The 24,510-nt window shown below is 41.3% G+C and carries 24 protein-coding genes; 4 read left to right on the forward strand and 20 right to left on the reverse strand.

Going from position 1 to position 24,510, the window contains the following annotated elements; genetic code table 11:
• Nucleotides 1-60: 60 nt before the first annotated feature.
• The 17 genes from tsaB to gltB all read right to left on the reverse strand — a co-directional run bounded on the left by tsaB (nucleotide 61) and on the right by gltB (nucleotide 19,259).
• On the reverse strand, nucleotides 61-861 hold the full coding sequence (gene tsaB, locus EHS13_RS28460) for a tRNA (adenosine(37)-N6)-threonylcarbamoyltransferase complex dimerization subunit type 1 TsaB (RefSeq protein ID WP_155703620.1): 801 nt from the start codon (nucleotides 859-861) through the stop codon (nucleotides 61-63).
• On the reverse strand, nucleotides 839-1,342 hold the full coding sequence (gene tsaE / locus EHS13_RS28465; RefSeq protein ID WP_155705542.1) for a tRNA (adenosine(37)-N6)-threonylcarbamoyltransferase complex ATPase subunit type 1 TsaE: 504 nt from the start codon (nucleotides 1,340-1,342) through the stop codon (nucleotides 839-841). Before tsaE ends, tsaB begins: the two co-directional genes overlap by 23 nt.
• 15 nt (nucleotides 1,343-1,357) lie before the next feature.
• Entirely contained in the window at nucleotides 1,358-2,533 is a 1,176-nt protein-coding gene (gene thiL, locus EHS13_RS28470) for a thiamine-phosphate kinase (RefSeq protein WP_155703621.1), read from the reverse strand.
• A complete protein-coding gene (locus EHS13_RS36480; protein ID WP_193571452.1) occupies nucleotides 2,530-2,697 on the reverse strand; it encodes a hypothetical protein in 168 nt (55 codons plus the stop codon). Before EHS13_RS36480 ends, thiL begins: the two co-directional genes overlap by 4 nt.
• A 77-nt stretch (nucleotides 2,698-2,774) precedes the next feature.
• A complete protein-coding gene (gene cls, locus EHS13_RS28475; protein WP_155703622.1) occupies nucleotides 2,775-4,205 on the reverse strand; it encodes a cardiolipin synthase in 1,431 nt (476 codons plus the stop codon).
• Nucleotides 4,206-4,259: 54 nt separating this feature from the next.
• Nucleotides 4,260-5,177: an ABC transporter permease gene (locus tag EHS13_RS28480; RefSeq protein ID WP_264373553.1), complete on the reverse strand. Its 918-nt coding sequence runs from the start codon at nucleotides 5,175-5,177 to the stop codon at nucleotides 4,260-4,262.
• A 19-nt stretch (nucleotides 5,178-5,196) separates the two neighbouring features.
• Nucleotides 5,197-6,117: an ABC transporter ATP-binding protein gene (locus EHS13_RS28485; RefSeq protein ID WP_155703624.1), complete on the reverse strand. Its 921-nt coding sequence runs from the start codon at nucleotides 6,115-6,117 to the stop codon at nucleotides 5,197-5,199.
• Nucleotides 6,118-6,341: 224 nt separating this feature from the next.
• Nucleotides 6,342-7,148 carry an ABC transporter permease gene (locus EHS13_RS28490; protein WP_227013562.1) on the reverse strand — a complete coding sequence of 269 codons (807 nt, stop codon included), beginning with the start codon at nucleotides 7,146-7,148 and terminating at the stop codon, nucleotides 6,342-6,344.
• Entirely contained in the window at nucleotides 7,132-8,049 is a 918-nt protein-coding gene (locus EHS13_RS28495; protein WP_155703626.1) for an ABC transporter ATP-binding protein, read from the reverse strand. Before EHS13_RS28495 ends, EHS13_RS28490 begins: the two co-directional genes overlap by 17 nt.
• A 75-nt stretch (nucleotides 8,050-8,124) precedes the next feature.
• Nucleotides 8,125-8,784, reverse strand: a complete 660-nt coding sequence (locus EHS13_RS28500) for a YidC/Oxa1 family membrane protein insertase (RefSeq protein WP_155703627.1) — start codon at nucleotides 8,782-8,784, stop codon at nucleotides 8,125-8,127.
• Entirely contained in the window at nucleotides 8,718-9,089 is a 372-nt protein-coding gene (locus tag EHS13_RS36315; RefSeq protein WP_162463299.1) for a hypothetical protein, read from the reverse strand. Before EHS13_RS36315 ends, EHS13_RS28500 begins: the two co-directional genes overlap by 67 nt.
• Before the next feature lie 382 nt (nucleotides 9,090-9,471).
• Nucleotides 9,472-10,704: a class I SAM-dependent methyltransferase gene (locus EHS13_RS28505; protein ID WP_155703628.1), complete on the reverse strand. Its 1,233-nt coding sequence runs from the start codon at nucleotides 10,702-10,704 to the stop codon at nucleotides 9,472-9,474.
• Between the two features lie 111 nt (nucleotides 10,705-10,815).
• Nucleotides 10,816-11,253 carry a hypothetical protein gene (locus tag EHS13_RS28510; protein WP_155703629.1) on the reverse strand — a complete coding sequence of 146 codons (438 nt, stop codon included), beginning with the start codon at nucleotides 11,251-11,253 and terminating at the stop codon, nucleotides 10,816-10,818.
• A 28-nt stretch (nucleotides 11,254-11,281) separates the two neighbouring features.
• Nucleotides 11,282-12,160, reverse strand: a complete 879-nt coding sequence (locus tag EHS13_RS28515; protein WP_155703630.1) for a methyl-accepting chemotaxis protein — start codon at nucleotides 12,158-12,160, stop codon at nucleotides 11,282-11,284.
• A 59-nt stretch (nucleotides 12,161-12,219) separates the two neighbouring features.
• The gene (locus EHS13_RS28520; protein ID WP_155703631.1) at nucleotides 12,220-12,990 is read right to left on the reverse strand and encodes a hypothetical protein; all 771 of its coding nucleotides are present in this window, start codon (nucleotides 12,988-12,990) and stop codon (nucleotides 12,220-12,222) included.
• A 118-nt stretch (nucleotides 12,991-13,108) separates the two neighbouring features.
• Nucleotides 13,109-14,593 (reverse strand): glutamate synthase subunit beta, encoded by a 1,485-nt coding sequence (locus EHS13_RS28525; protein ID WP_155703632.1) that lies wholly within the window; start codon nucleotides 14,591-14,593, stop codon nucleotides 13,109-13,111.
• A 73-nt stretch (nucleotides 14,594-14,666) separates the two neighbouring features.
• Nucleotides 14,667-19,259 carry a glutamate synthase large subunit gene (gene gltB / locus EHS13_RS28530; protein ID WP_155703633.1) on the reverse strand — a complete coding sequence of 1,531 codons (4,593 nt, stop codon included), beginning with the start codon at nucleotides 19,257-19,259 and terminating at the stop codon, nucleotides 14,667-14,669.
• Between the two features lie 270 nt (nucleotides 19,260-19,529).
• Between gltB and EHS13_RS28535 the strand changes: the two genes are divergently transcribed.
• Complete coding sequence (locus EHS13_RS28535; RefSeq protein ID WP_193571453.1) at nucleotides 19,530-20,648, forward strand: MGDG synthase family glycosyltransferase; 1,119 nt, start codon at nucleotides 19,530-19,532, stop codon at nucleotides 20,646-20,648.
• 48 nt (nucleotides 20,649-20,696) lie between these two features.
• On the opposite strand, the gene EHS13_RS36990 is transcribed toward EHS13_RS28535, so the two are convergent.
• Nucleotides 20,697-20,807 (reverse strand): sporulation protein YjcZ, encoded by a 111-nt coding sequence (locus EHS13_RS36990; RefSeq protein ID WP_227013563.1) that lies wholly within the window; start codon nucleotides 20,805-20,807, stop codon nucleotides 20,697-20,699.
• A gap of 221 nt (nucleotides 20,808-21,028) precedes the next feature.
• On the opposite strand from EHS13_RS36990, the gene EHS13_RS28540 reads away from it, so the two are divergent.
• The 3 genes from EHS13_RS28540 to EHS13_RS28550 all read left to right on the forward strand — a co-directional run bounded on the left by EHS13_RS28540 (nucleotide 21,029) and on the right by EHS13_RS28550 (nucleotide 22,318).
• Entirely contained in the window at nucleotides 21,029-21,379 is a 351-nt protein-coding gene (locus tag EHS13_RS28540; protein WP_155703635.1) for a hypothetical protein, read from the forward strand.
• 200 nt (nucleotides 21,380-21,579) lie between these two features.
• Nucleotides 21,580-21,954, forward strand: a complete 375-nt coding sequence (locus EHS13_RS28545; protein WP_155703636.1) for a DUF3992 domain-containing protein — start codon at nucleotides 21,580-21,582, stop codon at nucleotides 21,952-21,954.
• A 22-nt stretch (nucleotides 21,955-21,976) separates the two neighbouring features.
• On the forward strand, nucleotides 21,977-22,318 hold the full coding sequence (locus EHS13_RS28550; RefSeq protein ID WP_155705543.1) for a DUF3992 domain-containing protein: 342 nt from the start codon (nucleotides 21,977-21,979) through the stop codon (nucleotides 22,316-22,318).
• A 73-nt stretch (nucleotides 22,319-22,391) separates the two neighbouring features.
• On the opposite strand, the gene EHS13_RS28555 is transcribed toward EHS13_RS28550, so the two are convergent.
• Entirely contained in the window at nucleotides 22,392-22,865 is a 474-nt protein-coding gene (locus EHS13_RS28555; RefSeq protein WP_155703637.1) for an S-Ena type endospore appendage, read from the reverse strand.
• A gap of 343 nt (nucleotides 22,866-23,208) precedes the next feature.
• Complete coding sequence (locus tag EHS13_RS28560; RefSeq protein ID WP_155703638.1) at nucleotides 23,209-24,285, reverse strand: BclA C-terminal domain-containing protein; 1,077 nt, start codon at nucleotides 24,283-24,285, stop codon at nucleotides 23,209-23,211.
• Nucleotides 24,286-24,510 lie beyond the last annotated feature (225 nt).

Raw genomic sequence — 24,510 nt, forward strand, 5'->3', positions numbered from 1 at the left:
TGTTCATTTGTTGTCAGAGGGTGTTGTCCTCTTTGTTCATTCAAGCCACTCCACATCCTTTCAATGCGACTTTGCCAATAGATTGGCTTCTGCTTCGGTTAATTGAGTGTAATTGGGAATGATTTGATGAACGTCATCTTGTTTCCCAGCTGCCAAACGCAGGGAGCCTAACAATCCAATATATAAAGCTGATATTTCAACATCTTTTATCTGAGTTAAGGAAGAATCCAATAAAACGAATGGCTGAAGAATCTCGAGAAATGATGCCATTTCACCTACAAATGAAATCCGTACGGGGCTAGTCTGTAGCTTAACCTGCCGCTCCACTTGAACCGATTGAGCAAGCTGAGCTAACCATCGTTCAACTAAACGTATTCCATCTATGGCTAAACATTCCCATTGCTCTCCGTTTAGGCTATACAAGCCGGTATAAGCTTGAGCACGTCGTGCATCCATTAGTGGAACAATCCAATGAGGCTCCTCTTTTGGTACTGATGTCTCCGAGGCAGCTGCTCCCAATGCCATTGCTTCTAAGCTTGAGACACCAATTATGGGTACTTTAAGCGTCCATGCCAATGTTTTCGCAGCTGTTACACCAATACGTACCCCCGTATATGAACCTGGTCCAACACCAACAGCTATTGCTGATAAATCGGATAGTTTCATCCCAACTGATTTAATTAGTTCTTGAATCATTGGCATCAAATGTAAAGAGTGCGTACGATCTGCATGAATATGTGTTTCTTGTATAAGCTGACCTTGTTCAAGTATGGCAATGGACATTGCAGCAGTTGAGGTGTCCAACGCCAGTATCCGGCCTGGGAAATGTGCCTTGGGGTCATTCCAATTTATCTGGATCATAGAATAATTTGTTCTCCTTTAAAGCTTCGCACCAATTTTGATATTTCTCACCAGAAGGAACTAACAGAAAGCTTCGCTCCACTGGACCTAGATTCTCTATATAAATAGATAGACGCTCCGCCGGCATAAGCGCTTCAATGCGATTAGCCCATTCGACAATCGTCACACCTTCACCATAAAAATATTCATCAAGCCCTAATTCCTCTGCTTCTAGTTCCGTAATTCGATATACATCCATATGATAGAATGGCAGCAAGCGACCTTGATATTCTTTAATAATCGTGAATGTCGGGCTATTCACCGTGTCCACCACGCCAAGACATCGTGCTACAGCCTGTGAAAAGGCTGTTTTACCAGCACCTAGATCACCATCCAAGGCAATAACAGCACCTTGATCCATATACGCCGATAAATGTTCCGCTAATCTCGTTGTATCCTTGAGTGAATTCGCTTGAAAACGATAAACCGTTCGCTTGGTCATCACTAACTCATCCCCTTAGGCAAAGTGGTTATATCCTTTTTTCGCAATCTCTACTTCAATGTCATCCAGCTGAAGCAAGCGCACACCTGCGAAGAGCTCCGTAACCTCTCCAATAATATGATAATCCAGCTGGTTCTTTTTAAACTCTTGTTCAATAAACGCTACCTGTGACTTTGGAGCGGTTCCAATTAATTGATACTCCTCACCACCGTACAGAATCCAGTCCATTGCAGATTTTCCTGCCAGCTCTGCATACAGAATTAGATCAGGGTTCCGAGGAATCATGGCTTCATTCAACAATATTCCAACCTTTGAAGCCTCTGCAATTTCCCATGCCTCACTTGCTAATCCGTCACTGATATCATTCAGCGCATGACAGCTGCCGCTATGTAATAAAGTACGACCAGCAAGAATTTGAGGCAGTGGACGCCGATGCTTTTCAATTAATCGCTCAATAGATTCTGATTGATTCAAATCAAGTTTTAAGGGAGATTCCGTGTTTAAATAATCCAAGCCTGCGGCTGAACATCCTAACGGCCCCGTTATAAAAACGATATCCCCAGGGCTAGCTGTGGAACGCAATAACGCCATTCCCGCTTCAATTTCACCCGTGACCTGTATAGTGACGACCCATCCTCCAAGTGTTGAAGTCGTATCTCCACCAACAATTGCCACGCCGAATTGATCGGCACATGCATATAAACCCTCGTATAATTGCTTAGATAATGTTATATCCGCGTTCTTGGGCAAAGTTAATGATACTAAAGCATATTTCGGGATAGCTCCCATAGCAGACAAATCACTTAAAGCTGCGGCCATTGCCTTAAAGCCAACATCTGACATTCGCATGGTCTTTTCATTGAAATGTATGTCCTGTACCATAGTATCACTAGAAAGGACAAGCTGGAACCCAGCTTTCATTTCTACAACTGCAGCGTCATCCCCAATGCCGACAACAACTCCCAGTGATTTTTGCATAGCAGCTGTCTGATAAGGATTCGTCCATTGCCGAATTAATCCAAACTCATCGTTTACAGGCAAGCTACTCAACCTCCGTCTATTGTTGAACTTATTATATCTGTCTGCCAGCAATGTAGCAAGGTATACATACCAAGTTGAATCATCATTAAAATGTAAAAATGCCGCTCCAGCCAACAATTTGCTTGTCGACAGAGCAGCATCTAAATTCATTCGGTCTCATCCATGGTTTCCGTTGTAGATTCCTCGATTAAGCCATTATGAGGAGTAACATTACCACCGCCAAGCCCTTCATTAATCATCCGATCAATATCCATATAGTGATCTTCTCTGCCTTCATGTTCCCCATCCACACAAGACTCGCAATCCTCCGCCATTTTACACCACCTAGTATTTTGGATAAGTGCATTTTTATTATGGGCATGATGAGAGTAGTCTATGCGATCCAATTATTTCATAAAAGTGGAGAAAGTGTTCTAGCGAAAGCTTCCTTGGCTTTCTCAAACCGCGAGCGTTTTCGGAATTCTTCCAGGATCATTAGCTTGCTATCCAGTAAATCCTGGCGGAAATCAGCTTCTAATTGGCCGATTACCTTGTTATCAAACATCACAGCATTCAATTCAAAGTTGCTAAAAAAGCTGCGCATGTCCAAATTCGCCGTACCTACAAAAGCGATCGTATCATCTATTATCAATATTTTGGAATGGATAAAACCTTTTGCATATTGATAAAAAACGACCCCTGCCTGCATTAATTCTTCCATATACGACAAGGAAGCCAAGTGAACAAGCTCTGAGTCCGGCACCAATGGAAAAATAATCTTCACTTCAATCCCGCTTATTGCCGCCATTTTGAGCGCCATAAAAATGCTGGCATCTGGCACAAAATAAGGCGAAGCAATATGTATCCGCTGTTGTGCTGTCGTAATTGCGGCAAAATACACCTCCAGAATCGCATCCCAATGCTCATCCGGGCCACTGGTAACTATTTGCACCCACTGATTGTTTTCTTTATCCAGCAGCTCTGGATAATATCTAGAATCCGACAACACAGCTCCACTGGCAAAACACCAATCCGTTAAAAAAGTATTCTGCAGAAAATAAACCGCATTGCCTTCCAGTTGAAAATGGGTATCTCGCCAATAACCTAGCTTAGGATTGCCTCCTAAATATTCATCACCAACATTGACACCGCCAAAAAAACCAACCGTTCCATCAATCACAACAATTTTACGATGATTGCGGTAATTTAAACGCTTATCGATAAAGGCAATCAACGGATCCAGAAAGCTATGTACCTCAGCTCCCGCATCCGTTAACTCCTTAACATAACCTTTTGGAAGACTATAGCTGCCTATCCCATCATACAAGACACGTACCTTAACACCCTCTTGAGCTTTACGAATCAACAGCTGTTGAAATTCTGTACCTATTAGGTCATTGCGAATCGTATAAAATTGAAAATGAATATGATCCTTTGCAGCCTCTATTGCTGATTTAAGCGCATCGAACATCTCTTTAGTCTCCGCGAAGGTTGTCACCGAATTGTGTTTACATATCACACATCCTGGCAAGTTATGCAGCAGTCCAAATAATCGTTGATGCTTCCAAACTCCATGCAGCGGCACATCCGCTTCGTCCGACCGCTGAGCTATTTTTTGCAAATCACGCCGTATTTCCTTCATTACCCTTTGGCCTTTACGCTTCGATTTACGCTTCTGTGAATACGTTTTTGCCATAAAATAATACATTACAAATCCAATAAGCGGGAATATAAAGAGGATAACCAACCATGCCACTGTCTTAGAAGGGTAACGAAACTCAGCAACTAGAATAGTCATAATTTGAAAAATGAACAACAGCAGCACAATGATGACCCAGACCACAAGATCACCTCCCTATAGGAAGTGTTGCCTTAATGCTTGAATCAAATCCAGAATTTAAGCCGCAACATCCCTTTTCTTAAAAAGAGACCATGACAATAAATTAAAGACTAAAAAGTACACAACTAATACGGCTATCGAGAATTGTAACGTCATCCCTTCAACACGAGGACTATCATTAAGATATTGGGATAAATCTGTATTGGTAAACAAATAATACTTGGACCAGCTATATCGGGAAATCAATTCATCTATCCCTGAGCCTACAAAAAGCAGCCCTAAAGAGATACCAATAGCTAATGAGCTGCTACGAAATACGGTAGATAGCATAAACGCCATCGTGACAATCATAATTAAATCCACACAATTATATCCATAGGTTTGGATAACATGGCCAATAATACTAACCTGATGAATAACATGCTCATTATCTGTATAAATATGTGAAACGCCTATATCCTTGAATCCTTCCATGAAGCCTGACAAGAGAAAGGAGCTTCCGAACAGCACCCCTAACAATAAAACGGAGAAAATCAAGATTGAAATATATTTGGAGAGCAATATTTTGGAGCGAGATGCTGGCCGAATTAATAACAGCTTGATTGTGCCACCACCAAATTCTCCGGCAACACTATCTGCAGCAATGACTACTGTAAAAATAGTTACAATAATAATTAAATTAGCAGCGTTCAGTACTCCTCCCCATACAGAACGATCAGATGGCGGTAGGTTATTAGATAATCGGTATTCATTCTCTTTGATATCATCGGTAATATCTGCTTTTATATCTTCTGGAAGATTTTTATCACTTTGTAGAGCACTTTTGCCGTCAGCAATTTGTTCCTGCACTTCAGCTTTCCAATTACCATCCTTTAAGGCTGGTGTTTCATTGTGAATGATAATAAGCAATGTGCTAGTCAAAGCAATTAATAGGAGAATTAGCATCCATGTACGAAGGCGGCGATAAATTTTCATATTCTCATTTCTTAATAAATTAAGCAATTTGCTCACTCCCTGTCATTTCCAGAAATTTGTCCTCAAGCGATTGTATGATTGGTTTGATACTATAAACTTTGATACCATTCTGAACCATGAGAACGACCGCTTCTGCAATTTGCTCTCTGTCTAAACTAAGCTCGATAAGTCCATTTTTAACGAAAGCCACTTGTGAAGTTTTTTCACTAAAAACCCTTAGAGCAAGCTCCGGCTGATCCACTTCAAAAGCAACCTTATTCTGATCCCCTTCATTGAAATAATCCTTAATTAAGCGAACATCGACCAGCTTTCCATTCTGGATAATGGCAACGCGATCACACATCAGTTCCATTTCTGATAGAAGATGACTGGATACCACTACAGATATGCCTTCCTCACGAGTTAATCTCCGCAAATAATCACGCAGCTCACGAATCCCCGCTGGATCTAAACCGTTGGTTGGTTCATCGAGTATTAATAAAGATGGCTTATGTAGAAGCGCTTGAGCAACACCTAATCTTTGGCGCATGCCTAACGAATATGTTTTGACTTTATCATTAATCCGATTCTCCAAAGCAACCAAAGTAATAACTTCCTGAATACGTTCTTTCGTGACCCCAGGCGACATTCTCGCAAAATGCACTAGGTTTTGATACCCGGTTAAATATTTATACATCTCTGGATTCTCGACAATAGCTCCTACTTTGGCAATAGCCTTCTCAAAATCCTTAGTAATGCTTACTCCATCAATCAATATCTCACCTTCACTGATCTTCATCAATCCGACCATCATTCGAATCGTTGTTGTTTTCCCTGCACCATTAGGTCCAAGAAAACCGAACACCTCACCTTTGGGAACCTCAAAGCTCAGCTGATCAATAATTGTTTTGGCACCTATCTTCTTACTAACATTGCGAATCTGTACAATTGGCTTAGTCATCTTTATCCTCCTTGGATATTTCTTAGAAAACTTACTTTGCAAGCATTTCTGTATCCTTAGCATACTTGATATACAGCACGGTCAAGAATGGACCGAGGGATGGTTTATTAATTCACAAAGGTCGCATTCTTTCCCTAGACCAAGGGCGGAGACAACAAAAAAGCGCCTCGTCGATTTAGACGAACAGCGCTTGATTGATTTATGCTTTATTTGGAAATCAGGGCTTAAGAAGCCACGTCTCTTTTCTTGAAAACAAACCAAGAAAGACCATTAAAGATGATAAAATAAACAAGCAATACAATAATGGAAAAGGTTAGCGTCATACCTGATCCTGGAATTGGAATTTGATCAGTAAGATAAATCTGTAAGTCTACATTTGAGAAAAGGTAATATTTCGCCCATTTAAATTGGCTGATAATGCCTCCGATAATGGCTCCTGCAAAAAACAATACGATAGATATCGTGATAGCAATCGCACTGCTTCTAAATACGCTAGAAACCATAAAACATAAAGATATGATAATAACAATTAGAATGCAACTAAAACCATAGGAGCGAAAGGTCTGGCTTGCCAATGAGATATGATGAGTAACATTGCCTTTCCCCATATAACTATACAATTCTGTTGTAGAACCAAAACCGTACATTAAACCCGATACAATAAACGACGTCACGAATAAAATTACAAATAAAAACAATAAAAAGCCAAAAACAGAAAGATATTTAGATAAGAGTATTTTGGTTCGGGTTGCAGGCCGGATCAATAATAGCTTAATCGTTCCACCGCTAAACTCACCAGCCACAGAATCAGCCGCTATTATAATAGTTGCAAACAAAGCTGCAATCGTTAAATTTGACATAAACAGAACTCCACCCCATAGAGTATGATCATAGGGCTGTCCGCCGCTCTCATTATAAATCCAGAATGCTAAACCTTCCACAATGAGCACAAGTCCTACCAAAATCCAAGTACGTATTCGACGATAAATTTTCATATTTTCGTTTAAGATAAGATTAAGCAATTTGATCACTCCCCGTCATTTCCAAGAATTTATCCTCAAGAGTTTGAGTGATCGTCTTGATACTGTAAACCTTGACTCCACCGTAAACCAACAAAGTATTCAATTCAGCAATTTGATCGCGATCAATTGCGAACTCCAAACCATCCGGTATAGTGGTAGCAGTGAAAGGACTAGTTGCGAGCACACGAATAGCCAGCTCTTTATCATTGACTTCGAAGACAACCTTGCTCTTATCGCCATCATTGGTATACTCTTTGATCAAACGCACATCAATTAGCTTACCATTCTGAATAATCGCTACACGGTCACACATAAGCTCCATTTCAGATAATAGATGACTGGAAACGACTACGGAGATCCCTTCCTCCTGAGTAAGCTTACGCAGATAATCACGCAGCTCACGAATCCCTGCTGGATCCAAACCATTGGTCGGCTCATCAAGAATTAGCAAGGAAGGTCTTGCTAATAACGCTTGAGCAACACCTAATCTTTGACGCATCCCTAAGGAATAGGTTTTCACCTTGTCGTTAATCCGATTCTCTAAAGCTACTAGCTTTATTACTTCTTGAATCCGTTCTTTAGTAACTCCAGCTGACATTCTCGCAAAATGGACTAGATTCTGATACCCAGTTAGATACTTGTACATCTCTGGATTCTCAACAATAGCGCCTACCTTAGAAATTGCCTTTTCAAAATCCTTCGTTATGCTGTGCCCATCAATTAGAATTTCACCTTCGGTGATTCTCATAAGTCCAACCATCATCCGGATCGTTGTTGTTTTACCAGCACCATTGGGACCTAGAAATCCGAATACCTCGCCTTTTGGCACTTCAAAGCTTAAACCGTCTATAATGGTTTTACTGCCAATCTTTTTCGTTACATTTTTAAGCTGTACAATCGATGTACTCATGTGTCCCCTCCAAATTTCTCTCATTTATAGACCTTTTTTAATACTACCATTGTTGTTATATGTTGGAAAGTTATTTTAGCGTAAAAGTAGGTTTTTACCCACATTTGTCCGATAAAACCATCTTTCTAGCAATCCATATAGAGAGCTTGTTGCCCAATAGAGTCCTAGAGCAATCGGCGAGCGCCACATCATAAAGATATAAATCGTCGATGCGAATACGGAGATTCCCAGCTTTTGCCGTGTAGAAGTTTGTAAACTCATTTCACTTGTTAATGGAATCATACTTGATGCAAACGTTAATGCCGCTGCAAGAAATGGCATAATATGCGAGCTATCCGCATGCGCAAGTGTTGCAACCCACGGAACCAGCATAGAGGTCATGGCACCACCGTGAAGCACAAACAGTCCATACATACCCATAAAAATCGGCATTTGCAGCAGCGCTACAGCTATAGTAGAGAATGGCTTAATCCCATTTTCTTTGTATAATTGTAGATTAGCTTCCGCAAGCTTTTTAGGATCATCCTTGCTTTGTTTGCGGAGCTCTTGCAATTGAGGCTGAAGCTTAGCTTGCTTGACCTGCTGACGTGCTACGCGTAGGTTGAGAAAGAATAACGTGGACTTGATAAATAAGGTAAAAATGATAATAGCTAAACCCCAATCTTGGGTCAGATTGAAAAAGAAGGTGAGTACAGGCTGCAAGATCGCAGCGATTGGATAAAACCATGAATACATAGAAATTCCTCCCTTGTTTTGGTATTGCTTGGGCTAAACAACAAGGGGGTTGGCGACGCTTCTTCTGCTAAAGACGAGGTTTTAATCATTCTTAAGCTGGGTTTTCTTCTACGGATATTTCCTAATCTACGATTAGAGCTGGATAACAGCTGCCCATTGGGGATCATTTTCAAGAAAAATCCTTTTAAGCTCATCACACGACTTGATGGACCATATAACAAAGGACTTAAGGCAAAGTAGCCGAATAAACAGCTCGTAATCCCCAGTAATATCGTTATCCATGTTATATCGATGGTGAAATCCAATTGACTCACCTCCTTTCGTAGTTTAGTAACTTTCGTTTAATAATTAAATCATTTACCTGTTAATTACTATCTAATTTTACGGTGCTTATTGCCTTTGGTTTCATTCAAATTCGATTATTCTTGTACCATTGCTAAGACGATATGGAGCATCTTGGCAATTAAAGAAATATAGAAAAATTTTCATTATATCATACCAAATTTTCTTTATTTTTGATTAAAAGCATAATAATTCTCGATTTTTAAGAATAATCTGCGTTATTAACGCCAGAGTTACTTTATCAACGCCAAAATTTCGCTAAAGTTCCATTTTCAAAGGTTATTGAAGCAGATTAAAGAAAAAGATGTATCTAATAACGAAATTGTTTCTTTATCGGTTGAAAAACTAATTATTTTGCCTGTTATATTTATTTTGCGTCACCTTATCAAAAATCGGCTGCAATCGATCGCTTAATCCCTTCTCCAAATAAGGCGTTATTTGTAGCATTTGCTTGAAGGTTAGATATTCTTTAGCTTTCTGATCGAGATGGTCATCGGCAGCTTCTAGATCTTGAACCTGTTTTACAGCGCGAATAAGCAGATTTTTTGGTGTATTCTCTACATCGATAAATTCGATAATTTGTGTTTTATAGCCCATGAGATCAAGCAGCTGTGCTCGCAAGGAATCCGTCGCTAATGCTGCAAAACGCTCCTTAATAATGCCATGCTGCAGCATCGGAATAAGCGCATCATTCTTTACCTGAGCATATAACTCATGCTGGCAGCAAGGAACAGAAAGAATGACTGCTGCATCCCAGCGTACTGCTTTTTCTAAAGCCGCATCTGTTGCAGTATCGCAAGCATGCAAGGTTACGACCATATCCACATGCTCCGAATCGGAATAATCATTTATATCTCCTAAACGAAAAATCAAATTCTCATACCCTAGCTTTGCAGCCAAAGTACTGCAAGTTGCAATAACATCTGCTTTTAAGTCCAAGCCAATCATTCGAACATTCAGCTTCTGAGTGTTTACTAAATAGTGATATAAGGCAAATGTTAAATAAGACTTCCCGCAGCCAAAATCAATAATCTCCAGCTGTCTGTCACGCTGTAAATGCGGCACAACATCATCAACCATCTCCAAGAAACGGTTGATCTGCTTGAACTTATCATACTTAGCTGCCAGCACCTTGCCTTGCGAATTCATCACACCAAGCTCTATAAGAAAAGGGACTACTTCCCCTTCATTTAGCAAGTAATTTTTCTTGCGATTGTGGCTAAGCTCCACAGGTGCAGCAGCCTTACTTGCACTTTTCTTCAATATGGATGCTTTGGTAGGTTTATTAGCGAGGATTTGATAATCCGCATCCTTCGCTTGCAGCAAGGCCTGTTTGAACTCATCACGAAGCAGCTTTAACAATTTATCACTCGCTTCTTCGGCGGCAATATTCTCATGCAGGACTTTCGCTCCCACTGTAAAAGTAAACTGATAGTGTTGTTTGCCCTTCAGCTGAACGGGTTTAATTTGGACTTTTGTAGCTTGATCTGGTGTTTTTTTCCGAAGATTGCTTAATGTCCCCTGTACTAAGGATTGTTCTGTTATTAATCGGTCAATCAACATTTTTACTTGCTCCATGATTCAAAACTCCGCTTCTTTACTGCTAACGGGCAACAATGGAACAAATTGCCCGTTAGCCGTATTATTGGTTAAAAAAAACCCTCAGCAACATGCTAGGGGCGTGGATGATTACCTTAAAGATCGATTGCGATGGGTGTACAACCAATATTTTTTCATATCCTTAACGACGTCATCATAGCGTTCCAGCACTGTCTCCACATAATGGTCAAAGGTCGCATAATTGTCAGGCGCCACATCTATGGATTTGCCTTCTCCATCTATCTTCAAGATTGCATTATGGCGTTCGGCTAAGGTATGGGCAAGGTTCATCAGCAGAAAATCCTCCCAAGAGGTGGCATCTTCTTCTCTACAAACCTTACAGCCTTCTTCGATAAAAAAAACAAAGATGCCATGCTTGCGCATCATAACTTCCGGCAACAACAGATATCCATCATCAATGGGTTGAATATCACATACCCATTGATGTGCAAATTGTTGCAGATCCGGTTCAATCTGTTGCTGAAAATCTGGTTTTGCTTGCTTCAATTGCAAATGTAATTCTGGCATATTGGATCCCTCAATTGATTCTAGCTTCTTATAGTGAATTTGCAATATTGGCTAATTTATTCGCCATGCCTGCCACTTCATCAACAGATGTGACCATGTTATGGGTAGCCAAAGACTGCTCTTGGCTTTTCTGAGTACTGGTATTAGAAGCTTTAGTAACTTGCTCCATTTTAGCATTGATTTGTAAGGTCAGGTTATTCATTTTCTCAGCATTTTGACGGGAAACCTCGGATAGTTTACGAATTTCTTCAGCAATTACACCAAAGCCTCTACCAAATTCTCCGCTTCGCGCCGCCTCAATAGATGCATTCAACCCAAAAACCTTGGTTTGCTGAGCTACCTTGCCAATAAACATAAGGGATTCACTAATTTCCTTGGAGATATCTTTGATTTCTGTTATATTATGGGCCAATTGCTGTTCATTTAATTCAATCTCTTCTGCAGATGCTGCTATTTGCTTAATGGTTCCTGAAATTCCTTGAGCACTTGAATTCAATTGATCCGCTACATCTTGCAAATCTTTGCCTAATCTTTGGGCAAATTCCCGATTTTGGTTGCGCAAGCGAGTTGATAGACCATTCATCACTTGCCACGCCAACTCACTGTCACTAGTCATAAACTGGCGGAAGGATTCTTGCTGCAGAACCACTAGCTGAGTGGATACAACTGCTTTTGCCGTTCCACTGCGCGGCATGCCTTCAAGCAAAGACATTTCTCCAAAAAACCCGCCCTCATCCACTTGCCCTAAAACAATCGATCTAGATTCCTGTTGTATAGTAATTTCAACTTGTCCGCTAATTACTACATACATCTCATGCCCTGGCTCACCTTCGCTAAAAATAACCTCTCCGGCTCGTTTGTTCATAACACTACCAATTTCACTAAGCTGAGCTATATTTAATTCCATTATGAACACTCCCTAAAGTTTGCTTCGGAATACGATCTCGTATGTTTATCTTTTCAAGGTTACTTAAGTAATCTGCTCATAAACGATGGTTTGCGCTCTCGATGGCGAGCTGATCTGGAGATTAAGCTAGATTCTTGCGGAGTGTCAGTAGAGTATAAGCCTGTTTCCGAAATTTGCTCGGATTCATCTAGTCGATCAGGTTCATGGTTGGAATCTGATTCAACTAACGAATCTGCCTCATCACCAATAGTTTCCGAGTCACTTGCTAATAACATAGCTTTTTCATCCTCGGATATCTCCATATTTTCTTCCAGCTCATCTATTTCAACTAGCTCATCTATCACTTCTTGCTCGTTTAGTTCTTCTGTTTTGAGCTCGATTTGATCCTCTAGTTGTGGTTCGAACTCAGGTTCTATGTAAGTTTCAGCTTCTATTTCAGTTTGTTGCTCATCTAGTTCATTGGATAGGATTACATCCCTATAGTCTGTTACCACTGTGTCATCATCTAATTCGTTGTTGTCCAAACTAGCTTCTAATCCTACTATAGGCATTTCGAATAAAGCGGTCTCGATGACTTTATTAACTACTTGCAGAATTTCTGGCTCTAGGAGCAACGGCTTTAAAGCTAATTGATCTTCTAACTGCCCTACTCTTGCTGTTAATCGCCCAACCGTATCTTCTAATTCCCGTAAAGCCAATAATAAATGAGCAGGGTTCAACATAAGCTCATGCTCGACAGTATCTTGCTGTTCGGTTTTAAATACCTCTAATTCTTCAGGAGTTAATAAAGCTTCAAGCTCCTCTTTAGATAAAATATTGCTATACATCATAGAAGTTAACTCCTTTAGTAGAATTACAGAATCTAGTAGAATAATAAAGAGGAGCCCCTAACGAATTCCCCACTTGAATGGGGTGCTCGTTAACGATTCCTCTTTATCGTAACTGTTTTTATGGCAAATTGGAAGAGCCCATCAAATAACGATCACATTCTCTAGCAGCCGCGCGGCCTTCATTAATAGCCCATACAACCAAGCTTTGACCACGACGCATATCTCCTGCAGTGAACACACCTTTTACATTTGTTGAAAACTTGTCATATTCAGCTTTAGCATTGGAACGTTCATCCTTCTCCACGCCTAGCTGATCCAAAAGACTATTCTCAGGTCCCATAAAGCCCATTGCAAGAAGCACAAGCTGTGCCGGATAAACCTTCTCACTGCCTGGAACTTCAACAGGTCCGAAACGACCATTATCATCTTTTTTCCATTCAATAAGAACGGTATGCAATTCCTTCACATGTCCATTATCATCGCCAACAAATTTCTTGGTGGAAATCAGGTATTGACGTGGATCCCCGCCAAATTTAGCAGCAGCTTCTTCTTGGCCGTAATCCATTTTGTAAACCTTTGGCCATTCTGGCCAAGGATTGTTGCCAGCACGTTTCTCAGGAGGCTTAGCCATGATTTCATATTGGGTAACCGTTGCACAACCATGACGTACCGAAGTACCTACACAGTCCGTCCCGGTATCACCACCACCAATAACGATAACATCTTTACCTGAAGCCGAAATATATTGTCCATCTTCATGTTTGCTGTCTAACAAGCTTTTTGTGTTCTTATGCAGAAATTCCATCGCTAGATGAATGCCCTTTAATTCGCGGCCTTCAATTGGCAAATCGCGTCCTTTTGTAGCTCCACCGCACAATACAACCGAATCAAACTCCTGAAGTAATTTCTCAGCTGGATAATCCTTACCCACTTCTGTGCTGGTGATGAAAGTTACTCCTTCAGCAGCTAATACCTCAACACGGCGTTGAACGTGTTGTTTATCCAGCTTCATGTTTGGAATTCCGTACATCAACAAACCGCCGACACGATCGGAACGCTCAAATACTGTTACCAGATGACCGGCTTTATTCAATTGTGCAGCACAAGCTAACCCTGAAGGACCTGAACCAATAACAGCTACTTTCTTACCTGTGCGATGAACAGGTGGTTCTGGAACAACCCAGCCTTCGTCAAAGCCTTTATCAATAATCGAGCGCTCGATATTCTTAATCGTTACAGGGGAGCCGTTTAAGCCCACTGTACATGAACCTTCGCACGGTGCGGGGCAAACTCTTCCCGTAAATTCAGGGAAGTTATTCGTTTTATGCAAACGATCGAGTGCCTCTCTCCATTGTCCACGGTAAACCAAATCGTTCCACTCTGGAATCAAGTTATTAACAGGACAGCCAGCTGCCATCCCGCTAATTAATTTACCTGTATGACAGAAAGGGATTCCACAATCCATACAGCGAGCGCCTTGCGTTTGGAGCTTTTCTTCCGAAAAATGCTGGTGAAATTCCTCATAATGACTAATCCGCAGCAGCGGGTCATCTTCTTTTGGAACTTCACGAGTGAATTCAATAAAGCCAGTAGGTTTGCCCATCGTTCCGTTCTCCTTTAGAGTTTTGCATTTGCAAAACTAGCATCGTAAGCATTGTAAGCATTTGATAAATTTATTAATTTCCACCCACGCGGGATATATCCTTCATGTTTTGTTCAAAAGCAGCCATAATGGCTTGCTCATTGCTTAAGCCTGATTTCTTACCGCTCTCAATGGATTCAAACATCCGTTTGTAATCCTTAGGGATAACCTTCACGAAATCAAAAACACTTTCTTCCCATGACTCGAGGATCCGATGTGCGACTTCGCTGCCAGTAAACTTATGATGATTGCGAATCATTAAATGTACTTCATTATTCTCGTAATGCTCCGTAATTTGCTCCAGGTAGACCATTTCCGAATTGACCTGTGTTGAGAATTTGCCATGTGGATCGTACACATACGCAATACCACCAGACATACCTGCTGCGAAGTTGCGTCCAGTAGGACCTAGAACCACTACGCGCCCGCCTGTCATGTATTCACAGCCATGATCGCCAACACCTTCAACTACAGCACGCGCACCACTATTACGTACACAGAAGCGCTCTCCTGCTCTTCCACGAATATAAGCATCGCCGTCAGTCGCTCCATAAAGGGCAACATTCCCGATAATGATATTTTCTTCTGCTACAAATGAAGATTTGCTAGCCGGGAAGACCGCAATTTTACCACCAGAAAGACCTTTGCCCACATAATCATTGGAATCGCCTTCCAAAGATAATGTGATCCCTTTTGGAATGAAAGCTCCAAAGCTCTGACCTGCTGAGCCGTTAAAATGAAGACGGATCGTATCATGTGGTAATCCATCTATTCCATATTTGCGAGTAACTTCACTCCCAAGAATCGTACCGACTACTCGGTTTACATTGCGAATCGGCAGAATGGCATGAACATGCTCTTTATTATCTAAAGCTGGTTTACAAATGGTAAGCAGCTGTTGCATATCAATCGAATTCTCTAACCCGTGATCTTGTTGCTCTTGGCAGAATCTACCGACATTATCTGGCATATCAGGCTGATATAATAAAGCGGATAAATCAATGCCTCTAGCCTTCCAATGTTCAACAGCTTGCTTCGCTTCTAACACATCTGTACGTCCTACCATTTCTTCAATGGTGCGGAATCCTAATTGTGCCATAATTTCACGAACATCCTGAGCAATAAAGGTCATAAAGTTAACTACATGAGCAGGATCGCCTGCGAATTTTTTACGCAGCTCTGGATTCTGTGTAGCTACACCAACCGGACAAGTATCCAAATGGCAAACTCTCATCATAATACAGCCTAATGAAATTAACGGTGTTGTTGCAAAGCCAAATTCCTCGGCTCCAAGCAATGCTGCAACTACTACATCACGGCCAACTAAAAGCTTGCCATCTGTTTCAACTACAATACGACTGCGTAAATTATTCAAAACGAGGGTTTGGTGAGTTTCCGCTAACCCAAGCTCCCATGGTAAACCCGCATGATGAATACTCGTTTCTGGAGATGCGCCTGTTCCGCCATCATAACCACTAATTAGCACAACATCCGCTTTACCTTTGGCAACACCTGCTGCAATTGTTCCAACTCCAACCTCAGAAACTAATTTAACGCTGATTCTTGCACGAGGATTGGCATTCTTTAAATCATGTATGAGTTCAGCTAAATCTTCAATTGAATAAATATCATGATGCGGCGGCGGAGAAATCAAACCAACTCCTGGTGTAACACCGCGAACCTCTGCAATCCAAGGATATATCTTCGCACCAGGCAACTGACCGCCTTCACCAGGCTTAGCACCTTGAGCCATTTTAATCTGAATTTCGTCTGCATTAACCAAGTAATTACTCGTTACCCCAAAGCGGCCTGAAGCTACTTGTTTAATTGCACTGCGGCGTGAATCTCCATTGGCATCCTGAACAAAACGGTTTGGATTTTCTCCGCCCTCACCCGTATTGCTCTTGCCGCCGATCCGATTCATTGCAATTGCAATGCTCTCATGGGCTTCTTGGCTAATGGAACCATAGGACATGGCACCTGTTTTGAAACGCTTGAATAACGATTCAACTGGCTCTACTTCATCGATTGAGATCGGTGAACGATCGCCTTTGAACGCTAGCATTCCACGTAAATTAAACTGTTGCTCGGAATCACGTTGGATATGACCGACAAACGTTTTGTACATACTATAGTTATTCGTCCGTACAGCCGTTTGCAGAGCATGAATCGTTTGTGGGTTATAGAGATGCTCTTCGCCGTTTGAACGCCATTGCAAGTCTCCGCCTGTATCAAGCACAGGATCGCGACCTTCTTGTACAGAATAAGCACGTTGATGACGAATTTGCACTTCTTGTGCAATGATGTCTAAACCAATACCTTCAATACGTGAAGCTGTCCATGTAAAATATTTATCCACTACCGCTTTATTCAAGCCGATTGCTTCAAAAATTTGTGCTCCACGATAGCTCTGAATAGTTGAAATCCCCATTTTGGCTAAAACTTTAACTACGCCCTTAGTGGTTGCTTTCAAATAGTTATAAACCGCTTTTTCGTGCGTCATGTTAACTAGAATCTTCTGATTGATCATATCGTCCAAGGTTTCAAAAGCGAGGTAAGGATTAACAGCCCCAGCCCCGAACCCAATTAACAAAGCAAAATGATGAACTTCGCGCGGCTCAGCAGATTCAACGATTAAGCTGACCTTGGTTCTTGTGCCTTCACGAATCAAATGATGATGTGTGCCAGATACAGCAAGCAGCGCAGGTATAGCTGCAAATTCTTCGTCTACTCCACGGTCAGATAAGATTAGAAATGTAGCACCTTCAGCAATTGCACGATCAGCAGCAACATAAAGCTCTTCGATTGCTTGCTCCAAACCAGTAGTACCTTCTGCAACTTTGTAGATTATAGGAAGTGTTACTGACTTGAAGCCAGCACGATCTATATGACGCAGCTTAGCAAGCTCATCATTATTCAGAATCGGAGTTTTGATCCGAATTTGTCTACAGCTTTCAGGCTCTGGGTTAATTAAATTGCGCTCAGGTCCAATAGTTGTTCCTTGAGCTGTAATAATTTCTTCAAAATTCGCATCAATTGGCGGGTTAGTAACCTGAGCGAACAATTGTTTGAAATAGTTATATAGAATTTGAGGGCGTCCGGATAGTACAGCAAGCGGTGCATCATTCCCCATGGAACCGATTGGATCGACACCATTCTTAGCCATAGGCTCCAACACTTTGCGCAATACTTCAAACGTATAACCAAAGGCTTGTTGGCGCTTAAGCACTGTAGCGTGATCAGATTCATGGACATGCGGCGCTTCTGGTAAATCTTCTAAACTAACCAAATGTTCGGAAAGCCAAGCTTCGTAAGGATGCTCATGAATAATATCCTGTTTGATCTCTTCATCTGTAAGAATTTTACCTTGCACAGTATCTACGACTAGCATACGCCCAGGCTGTAAACGATCCTTACGAATAATTTTCTCAACGGGTATATTCAATACTCCCGCTTCAGAAGCAAGTACGATTAAATCATCGGATGTAACATAATAACGAGCGGGTCTTAGTCCATTTCGATCCAATAAAGCTCCGATCATTTTGCCATCTGTGAAAGCAATTGCAGCCGGTCCATCCCACGGCTCCATCAAACAGCTGTGATATTCATAAAAAGCACGTCTAGCTGCATCCATATTCTCATGCTTGGACCAAGGCTCCGGAATCATCATCATAGCTGCATGCGGCAATGAGCGGCCTGACAGCATAAGAAATTCCAATGTATTATCAAAAATCTGTGAATCGCTTCCATCGTTATCTACAACAGGCAGAATCCTTTTAAAATCCTCACCGAATAAGTCCGTTTCACACATAGCCTGACGTGCATGCATCCAGTTTACATTACCGCGCAATGTGTTAATCTCTCCGTTATGAATTAAGAAGCGATAAGGATGTGCCCGTTCCCAGCTTGGGAATGTGTTCGTGCTAAAGCGTGAATGCACTAAAGCAATGGCAGACTCCAAAGAAGGATCCTGCAATTCAAGATAATACGCATCCACTTGCTCAGGAGTTAACATCCCTTTATATACTATAGTACGACTCGAAAAGCTCGCGAAATAAAATTGAGAAACCGCATCCATTGCAGCTATAGCATTCTCTGCTAGTTTACGAATAACGAACAGCTTACGCTCGAAAGCTAAGTTATCTTTAACATCCTTGCTTTGACCAATGAACAATTGACGCACAAAAGGTTCTGCTGAAACGGCTGAATCGCCCAATGATCTATTATTCGTAGGAACCGTACGCCAGCCAAGCACAATCTGACCTACTTCTACTACAAAACCTTCAAGAATCTGCTCACATTGCGCCCTTAATGCTTCATCCTGCGGCAAGTAAGCCATTGCCACACCATATTCATTGGCAGCAGGAAGCTGAACTCCCTGATCAGCCAAGGATTTCAGGAAAAAAGAATGAGGGATTTGCAATAATATCCCTGCACCGTCACCTGTATTGGACTCACTGCCTTGACCGCCACGGTGGTCTAAGTTGCAAAGTACAGTCAATGCTTGACGAACGATTTCATGTGATGGCTTTCCTTTAATGTTCGCGACAAATCCAATCCCGCAAGCATCATGTTCATTCTTTGGGTCATACAATCCTTGTTTTTGAGGTAATCCATTGTGCTTCATTTCTTGTGCGACCTTCCCTTCTCTACTTGAAAGCGCTTGAGTTTCCCAGACGCCACTCTATGCAAGTATTCGACCTCTAATTTGATTTGGCTTAATTATATTTTTATAGTTTAACATCCCGAAATAATTATATCAATTTAAAAAATCGCATTTTGATGTGAAAATTGTTAATTTTTAAAAATCATTTCGAATTTCCTACAAAGGTAAAACGTGTTATCATAAAGTAAAAATAAAGCATATCTAAATATTTTGTAAAGGTGGTGAATTTTCTTGCGAAAAAAAAGAGTCCTTCTCCTATCCGAAGGATTCGGTTCCGGGCACACCCAAGCCGCTCAAGCCTTATCTATGGGATTGCGACAATTATCTAAAAACATTACGACTCGCGTTCTTGAATTAGGAGCCTTCCAGCATCCTACCATTGCGCCTTGGATTTTCTCAGCCTATCGTAAAACCGTAACCAACAAGCCAAACTTGGTTGGTAAGCTATACCAATCTTATAATAAATCATCTATGAGCCGTCTAAGCTCATTAGCCTTACATCGGCTTTTTTATTCGCGAACAGCTAATATTATTAGGCAACTGCGACCGGATTTAATTATTAGCACTCATCCCTTTCCTACCGTAATTGTTTCACGATTGAAACGAGCAGGTTTATCAACACCTCTATGTACGGTAATTACAGATTATGATGCACATGGCTCCTGGGTAGATTTAGAGGTAAACTATTACATGGTTTCTACTAGTGAAGTTAAAAACAAATTGATTCAACGGGGCATCTCTTCAGATGTCATTCAAATAACCGGCATTCCCGTTCACCCTAAATTCTGGGAAATACCAAACAGAGAAGAATCCAGATTAAGCTTTAAGCTGCAAGATATGCCAACTGTACTAGTAATGGGCGGTGGCTGGGGATTAATCGATGATGAAGAAATGATGAACTATATTGCCCAATGGCGCGATAAAATTCAGCTCATTTTCTGCACTGGGAATAACGAGAAGGTATTACATAAATTATCAGAGGATGAACGCTTTAAACACCCGAATATTCATCTGTTTGGTTTCACTAAAGATATCAATAAACTAATGGATGTTTCGGATTTATTGATCACCAAGCCTGGCGGGATGACTTGTACGGAGGCCATGTCAAAAGGAATCCCAATGTTGTTTTATAGCCCAATTCCAGGTCAAGAGGAAGAGAATCGTCAATATTTTATTGAAAATGGTTTTGGTGAAGAAATTCAATCGATTGCTACAATTGCAGCTTGGTTTAATAAACTGCTAAGTGACCAATATCCATTGTTGCTGCAGAATCGGATTAATAATCAGCTTAATATTAAATACAGTCCACAATTTTGTACGGAATCGATTATTGAGTTATTCCAATTGTAAAAGACCTATCCGTCTGCTCTGACGGGTAGGCCTTTTTGTTTTAGTTAATTAAATTAAGATAGCACGACTAATAATAACCAACAAAATGAACAGCACCAATATAGCACCAGTAGATGTGAATCCACCTAATCCTCCAACTCCACCTGCAACTACTCCCATTGTGCAATCCTCCTTTCTTCTACCTAAATTAAACGAGGCATTAAGCATAATGCTGTTTGTTTACAATCATAGTGTATGGTAAATTCCACTAATTGCTTGGGTGCTAATGCACATTTTTATTAGACTAGAGCAGACATCCAATCATCTCATTTGGCCATGCATATGATAGGTAAGTAGGGATTTCTTTACTAGTGATTATAACCATAATGGAGGCGAACAAAATGAGTGTAGCTGTCAGTAAAGAAGAAGCCAAAAAATGGATCGGGCGTAATATTGATGCGGTGAAAAAAGACGGCACTGTAGTAACAGGTAAATTAGTAGGAATTAAAGGGTCAAGATTAATTTTTGCTGCACAAAAAGGGAAAGTACACACTAAAGCAATTATTCCTCTAGTTTTATTTGACCTTCTTGCAGTTGGCACTGCTGGCGCTTATGGCGGTTACGGTTACGGCGGTTATGGAGGCGGCTTTGGTGGTTATCCAGGAGGGTATGGCTACGGAGCACCCGGTTATGGAGCACCTGGTTATGGAGCACCTGGTTATGGATACGGATATGGGCAACCCTTTTTTTAATGTAGTAAACACAATTAGGAAATGAGGTGCCTTCATGCATCTCATTTTTTTTCTATACTCAAACAATCATAACCTTCTAAATACATATAAATATAATAATAGGCTTATAAAAGTTAATAGACCTGAGATAGATGTCCACGCGATATAAGAGCATTCTGCATTAACTATCTAGAAATTAAAAAAAGGAGGTTGCACAGAATATGGGATGTAATAGTTCATCATCTGCATTAAGCTGCTGCCCTAATAAAGAATTCGTGCAAGACAAGGTCTGTAGCCCTTGGAGTGGGCTCGGAGCAGTAGCTGCAGTTGATGTTATTGTCTATACCAACAACATCACTCAGAATATTGTGGGTACTGGTTATTTGCAATATGACATTGGAAGTGGAAATGTTTCTCTTGAGGTTCTTGATAGCACTGGGGCAGTCATCGGCACAGCAATTACACTTACACCAGGAACCAGCGTAGCCTTTACGTACCGACGCTTTAGCGCTATCCAGGTTGTTCTGCCAGCGGCATCGGCTGGTATCACCTTTCAAGGAGAATTCTGCATAACTACTCGTTATCCCATTTCATAATTAAGAACCAAGGAGGCATATGATGAGTACATGTACAACCACATCCTCGCTAAGCTGTTGCTCAGATAAAACTATTGTGCAAGATAAAGTTTGCACCAACTGGGTAGTCCCAGCCGCTGGCACTCAAATCATTTATTCGGATAATATTTCTCAGATCATCAGTGGTACCGGATATGTTAAGTTCGAGGTCGGAACAGGGCCACTGACTATTACCTTTTCTCAGAATGCGGGAACTGTTCAAACAATCACAATACTTGCAGGAAGCAGTTACACTTTCACGATCTCTCGTTTTGATACGATTACGCTGGGCTCAACTGCAGATGCAGAAGGTGAATTCTGTATTACGGTTCGATATAGCTTATGATAGTGTATACTCATAGTGGTTTTTCAGTGCATTTGCTGAAAACCCACTTTTTATTTTACATAGGCAGGTCCTTTTAAGAAGCTTCATTCTTTAATCGAAAAGTTGAAGACACCGTATACTTACCTTCCACATATATCGAATTGCTTCCCTCAGCAGTTATATGAATGGTTTTAATGTTCTGACCTGTATATGTGCCCGTATTGCCTGGATATATCTGCATATTCGCTTGTTCTGAGCCTGTAATGTCTACTTCGAGAGATTCTGTACTGGACGAGCTATTAAAAACAGAAATTTGAGCTAGATCTACTTGTAAACTTTCACCAGCTTCCCATAATTGCAAAGGAAATGATTGACCGTTTTGAATTAAAAAATTACCACAGCATTCCTTTTCCAATAACTTCACTTGCTTTTCAGGTGACCCTTTGTGTGGATCATAGGGTGGATCTGATTTTACCTTACGAGATGAATTACTGGATGAATTACTGGAAGAATTACTGGATGAATTACTGGGTGAATTACAGGATGAATGTACACATACCTTGTGCATCAACCGATATCCTTTTGGGGAGCATGGTGAACATGGATACTTTTGTTTTTTACTTATTTTACAATGCTCAGAATAGATTCTTGGTCGAATACAACGTTTTCTTTTTATATGGCATTTGCGCTTATGCTTTTTCCGATTTTTTGAAGGGCATATTAGGAATAGTATGGTTATAAAAGCTACAACAGCTTTTTTTGAACAACAATTGTTCCTTTTCAGCGATATCCCTTCTTTCCCCCATACGAATTAAAATGCCTTCTTGTATTAAATGTAAGTTGGAGGGAAAAGGTTATCTCTTTAACGATTTTTCAGAGTAACCATGTTATTTGCCCATTTGTTGTTAGCATCAACTGACCTGAACAATGGAAATTGTTGCTGCCGTAGTTCCCCCAGCTAATGTAATCGTTGCGGCCAAAGTGGCAGTTACTCTGACTTGTACTGTATCGCCTGCAGTGACATTGATAATGACCTGATTGAATACCATCCCAATACCAATTGCTGCATTTACCAGTGTCCCTGGAACCGCAACTCCATTTCGGAATAATTGAAAAGCTGTTAACAACGTAAGTGTTGCATAAACGGAATAGATGATGTGGTACCTACCTGTTACACTTATCGTAAATGTATCTGCCGTTGGATTGTTTACAGTTATGCCAGTTGTTAAATTTTGTGCATTGGGAAAAGGTATATTAGCAGTTGGGGTTATTAGTGTTAGTAGAATTGTAGCTCCGTTCGTATTGGCCGCAGAGCCACCAATTAAAGTGCCTGTGGCTCCCGTTGCTCCTGTTGCTCCTGTTGCTCCCGTTACTCCTGTCGCCCCCGTCGGTCCCGTTGCTCCTGTTGCTCCCGTTACTCCTGTTGCTCCCGTTACTCCTGTTGCTCCCGTTGCTCCTGTTGCTCCTGTTGCTCCTGTTGCTCCTGTTGCTCCTGTTGCTCCTGTTGCTCCTGTTGCTCCTGTTGCTCCCGTTGCTCCTGTTGCTCCTGTTGCTCCCGTTGCTCCCGTTGCTCCCGTTGCTCCTGTTGCACCTGTTGCTCCCGTCGGTCCTGTTGCACCTGTTGCTCCCGTTGCTCCCGTTGCACCTGTAGCTCCCGTTGCCCCCGGAACTCCTGTTGCTCCTGTCGCCCCCGTCGGTCCTGTTGCTCCCATGGCACCCGTAACTCCCGTTGCTCCCGTTGCTCCTGTTGCTCCCGTTGCTCCAGTTTCACCCGTGGCTCCCGTTGCTCCCGTTGCTCCAGTAACCCCTGTTGCACCTGTTGCTCCTGTTACTCCCGTTGCTCCAGTTTCACCCGTCGGTCCTGTGGCCCCGGTTGCTCCCGTTACGCCTTTTTTTATTGGAATACCATCACAGCATAAACTACCGCTTGAGCAGCAATTTGAACTACTATTTAAACCACAGCATGAATTAATACTATATGAACGCATGATGCTTCCCCCTAAATAGCAACTTGCCGCCAATTATAATCTCTTTAAATTAACTTTCGTTTCCCTTGCTCCTCTTGCTCCTGATTCCCTAATCCTCTTCTTCTATTCTCTCTTTCTCTCTCTAATACTATTAAATGTTAATATTTATCTATTGATTGCACACTAGCCTTATCCAAATAGAAATGTACGCTTCTTTGCTCAATGCAAAATAATGGCTCCCAGATA

The sequence above is a fragment of the Paenibacillus psychroresistens genome (assembly GCF_009728935.1).
Lineage (GTDB): Bacteria > Bacillota > Bacilli > Paenibacillales > NBRC-103111 > Paenibacillus_AC > Paenibacillus_AC psychroresistens.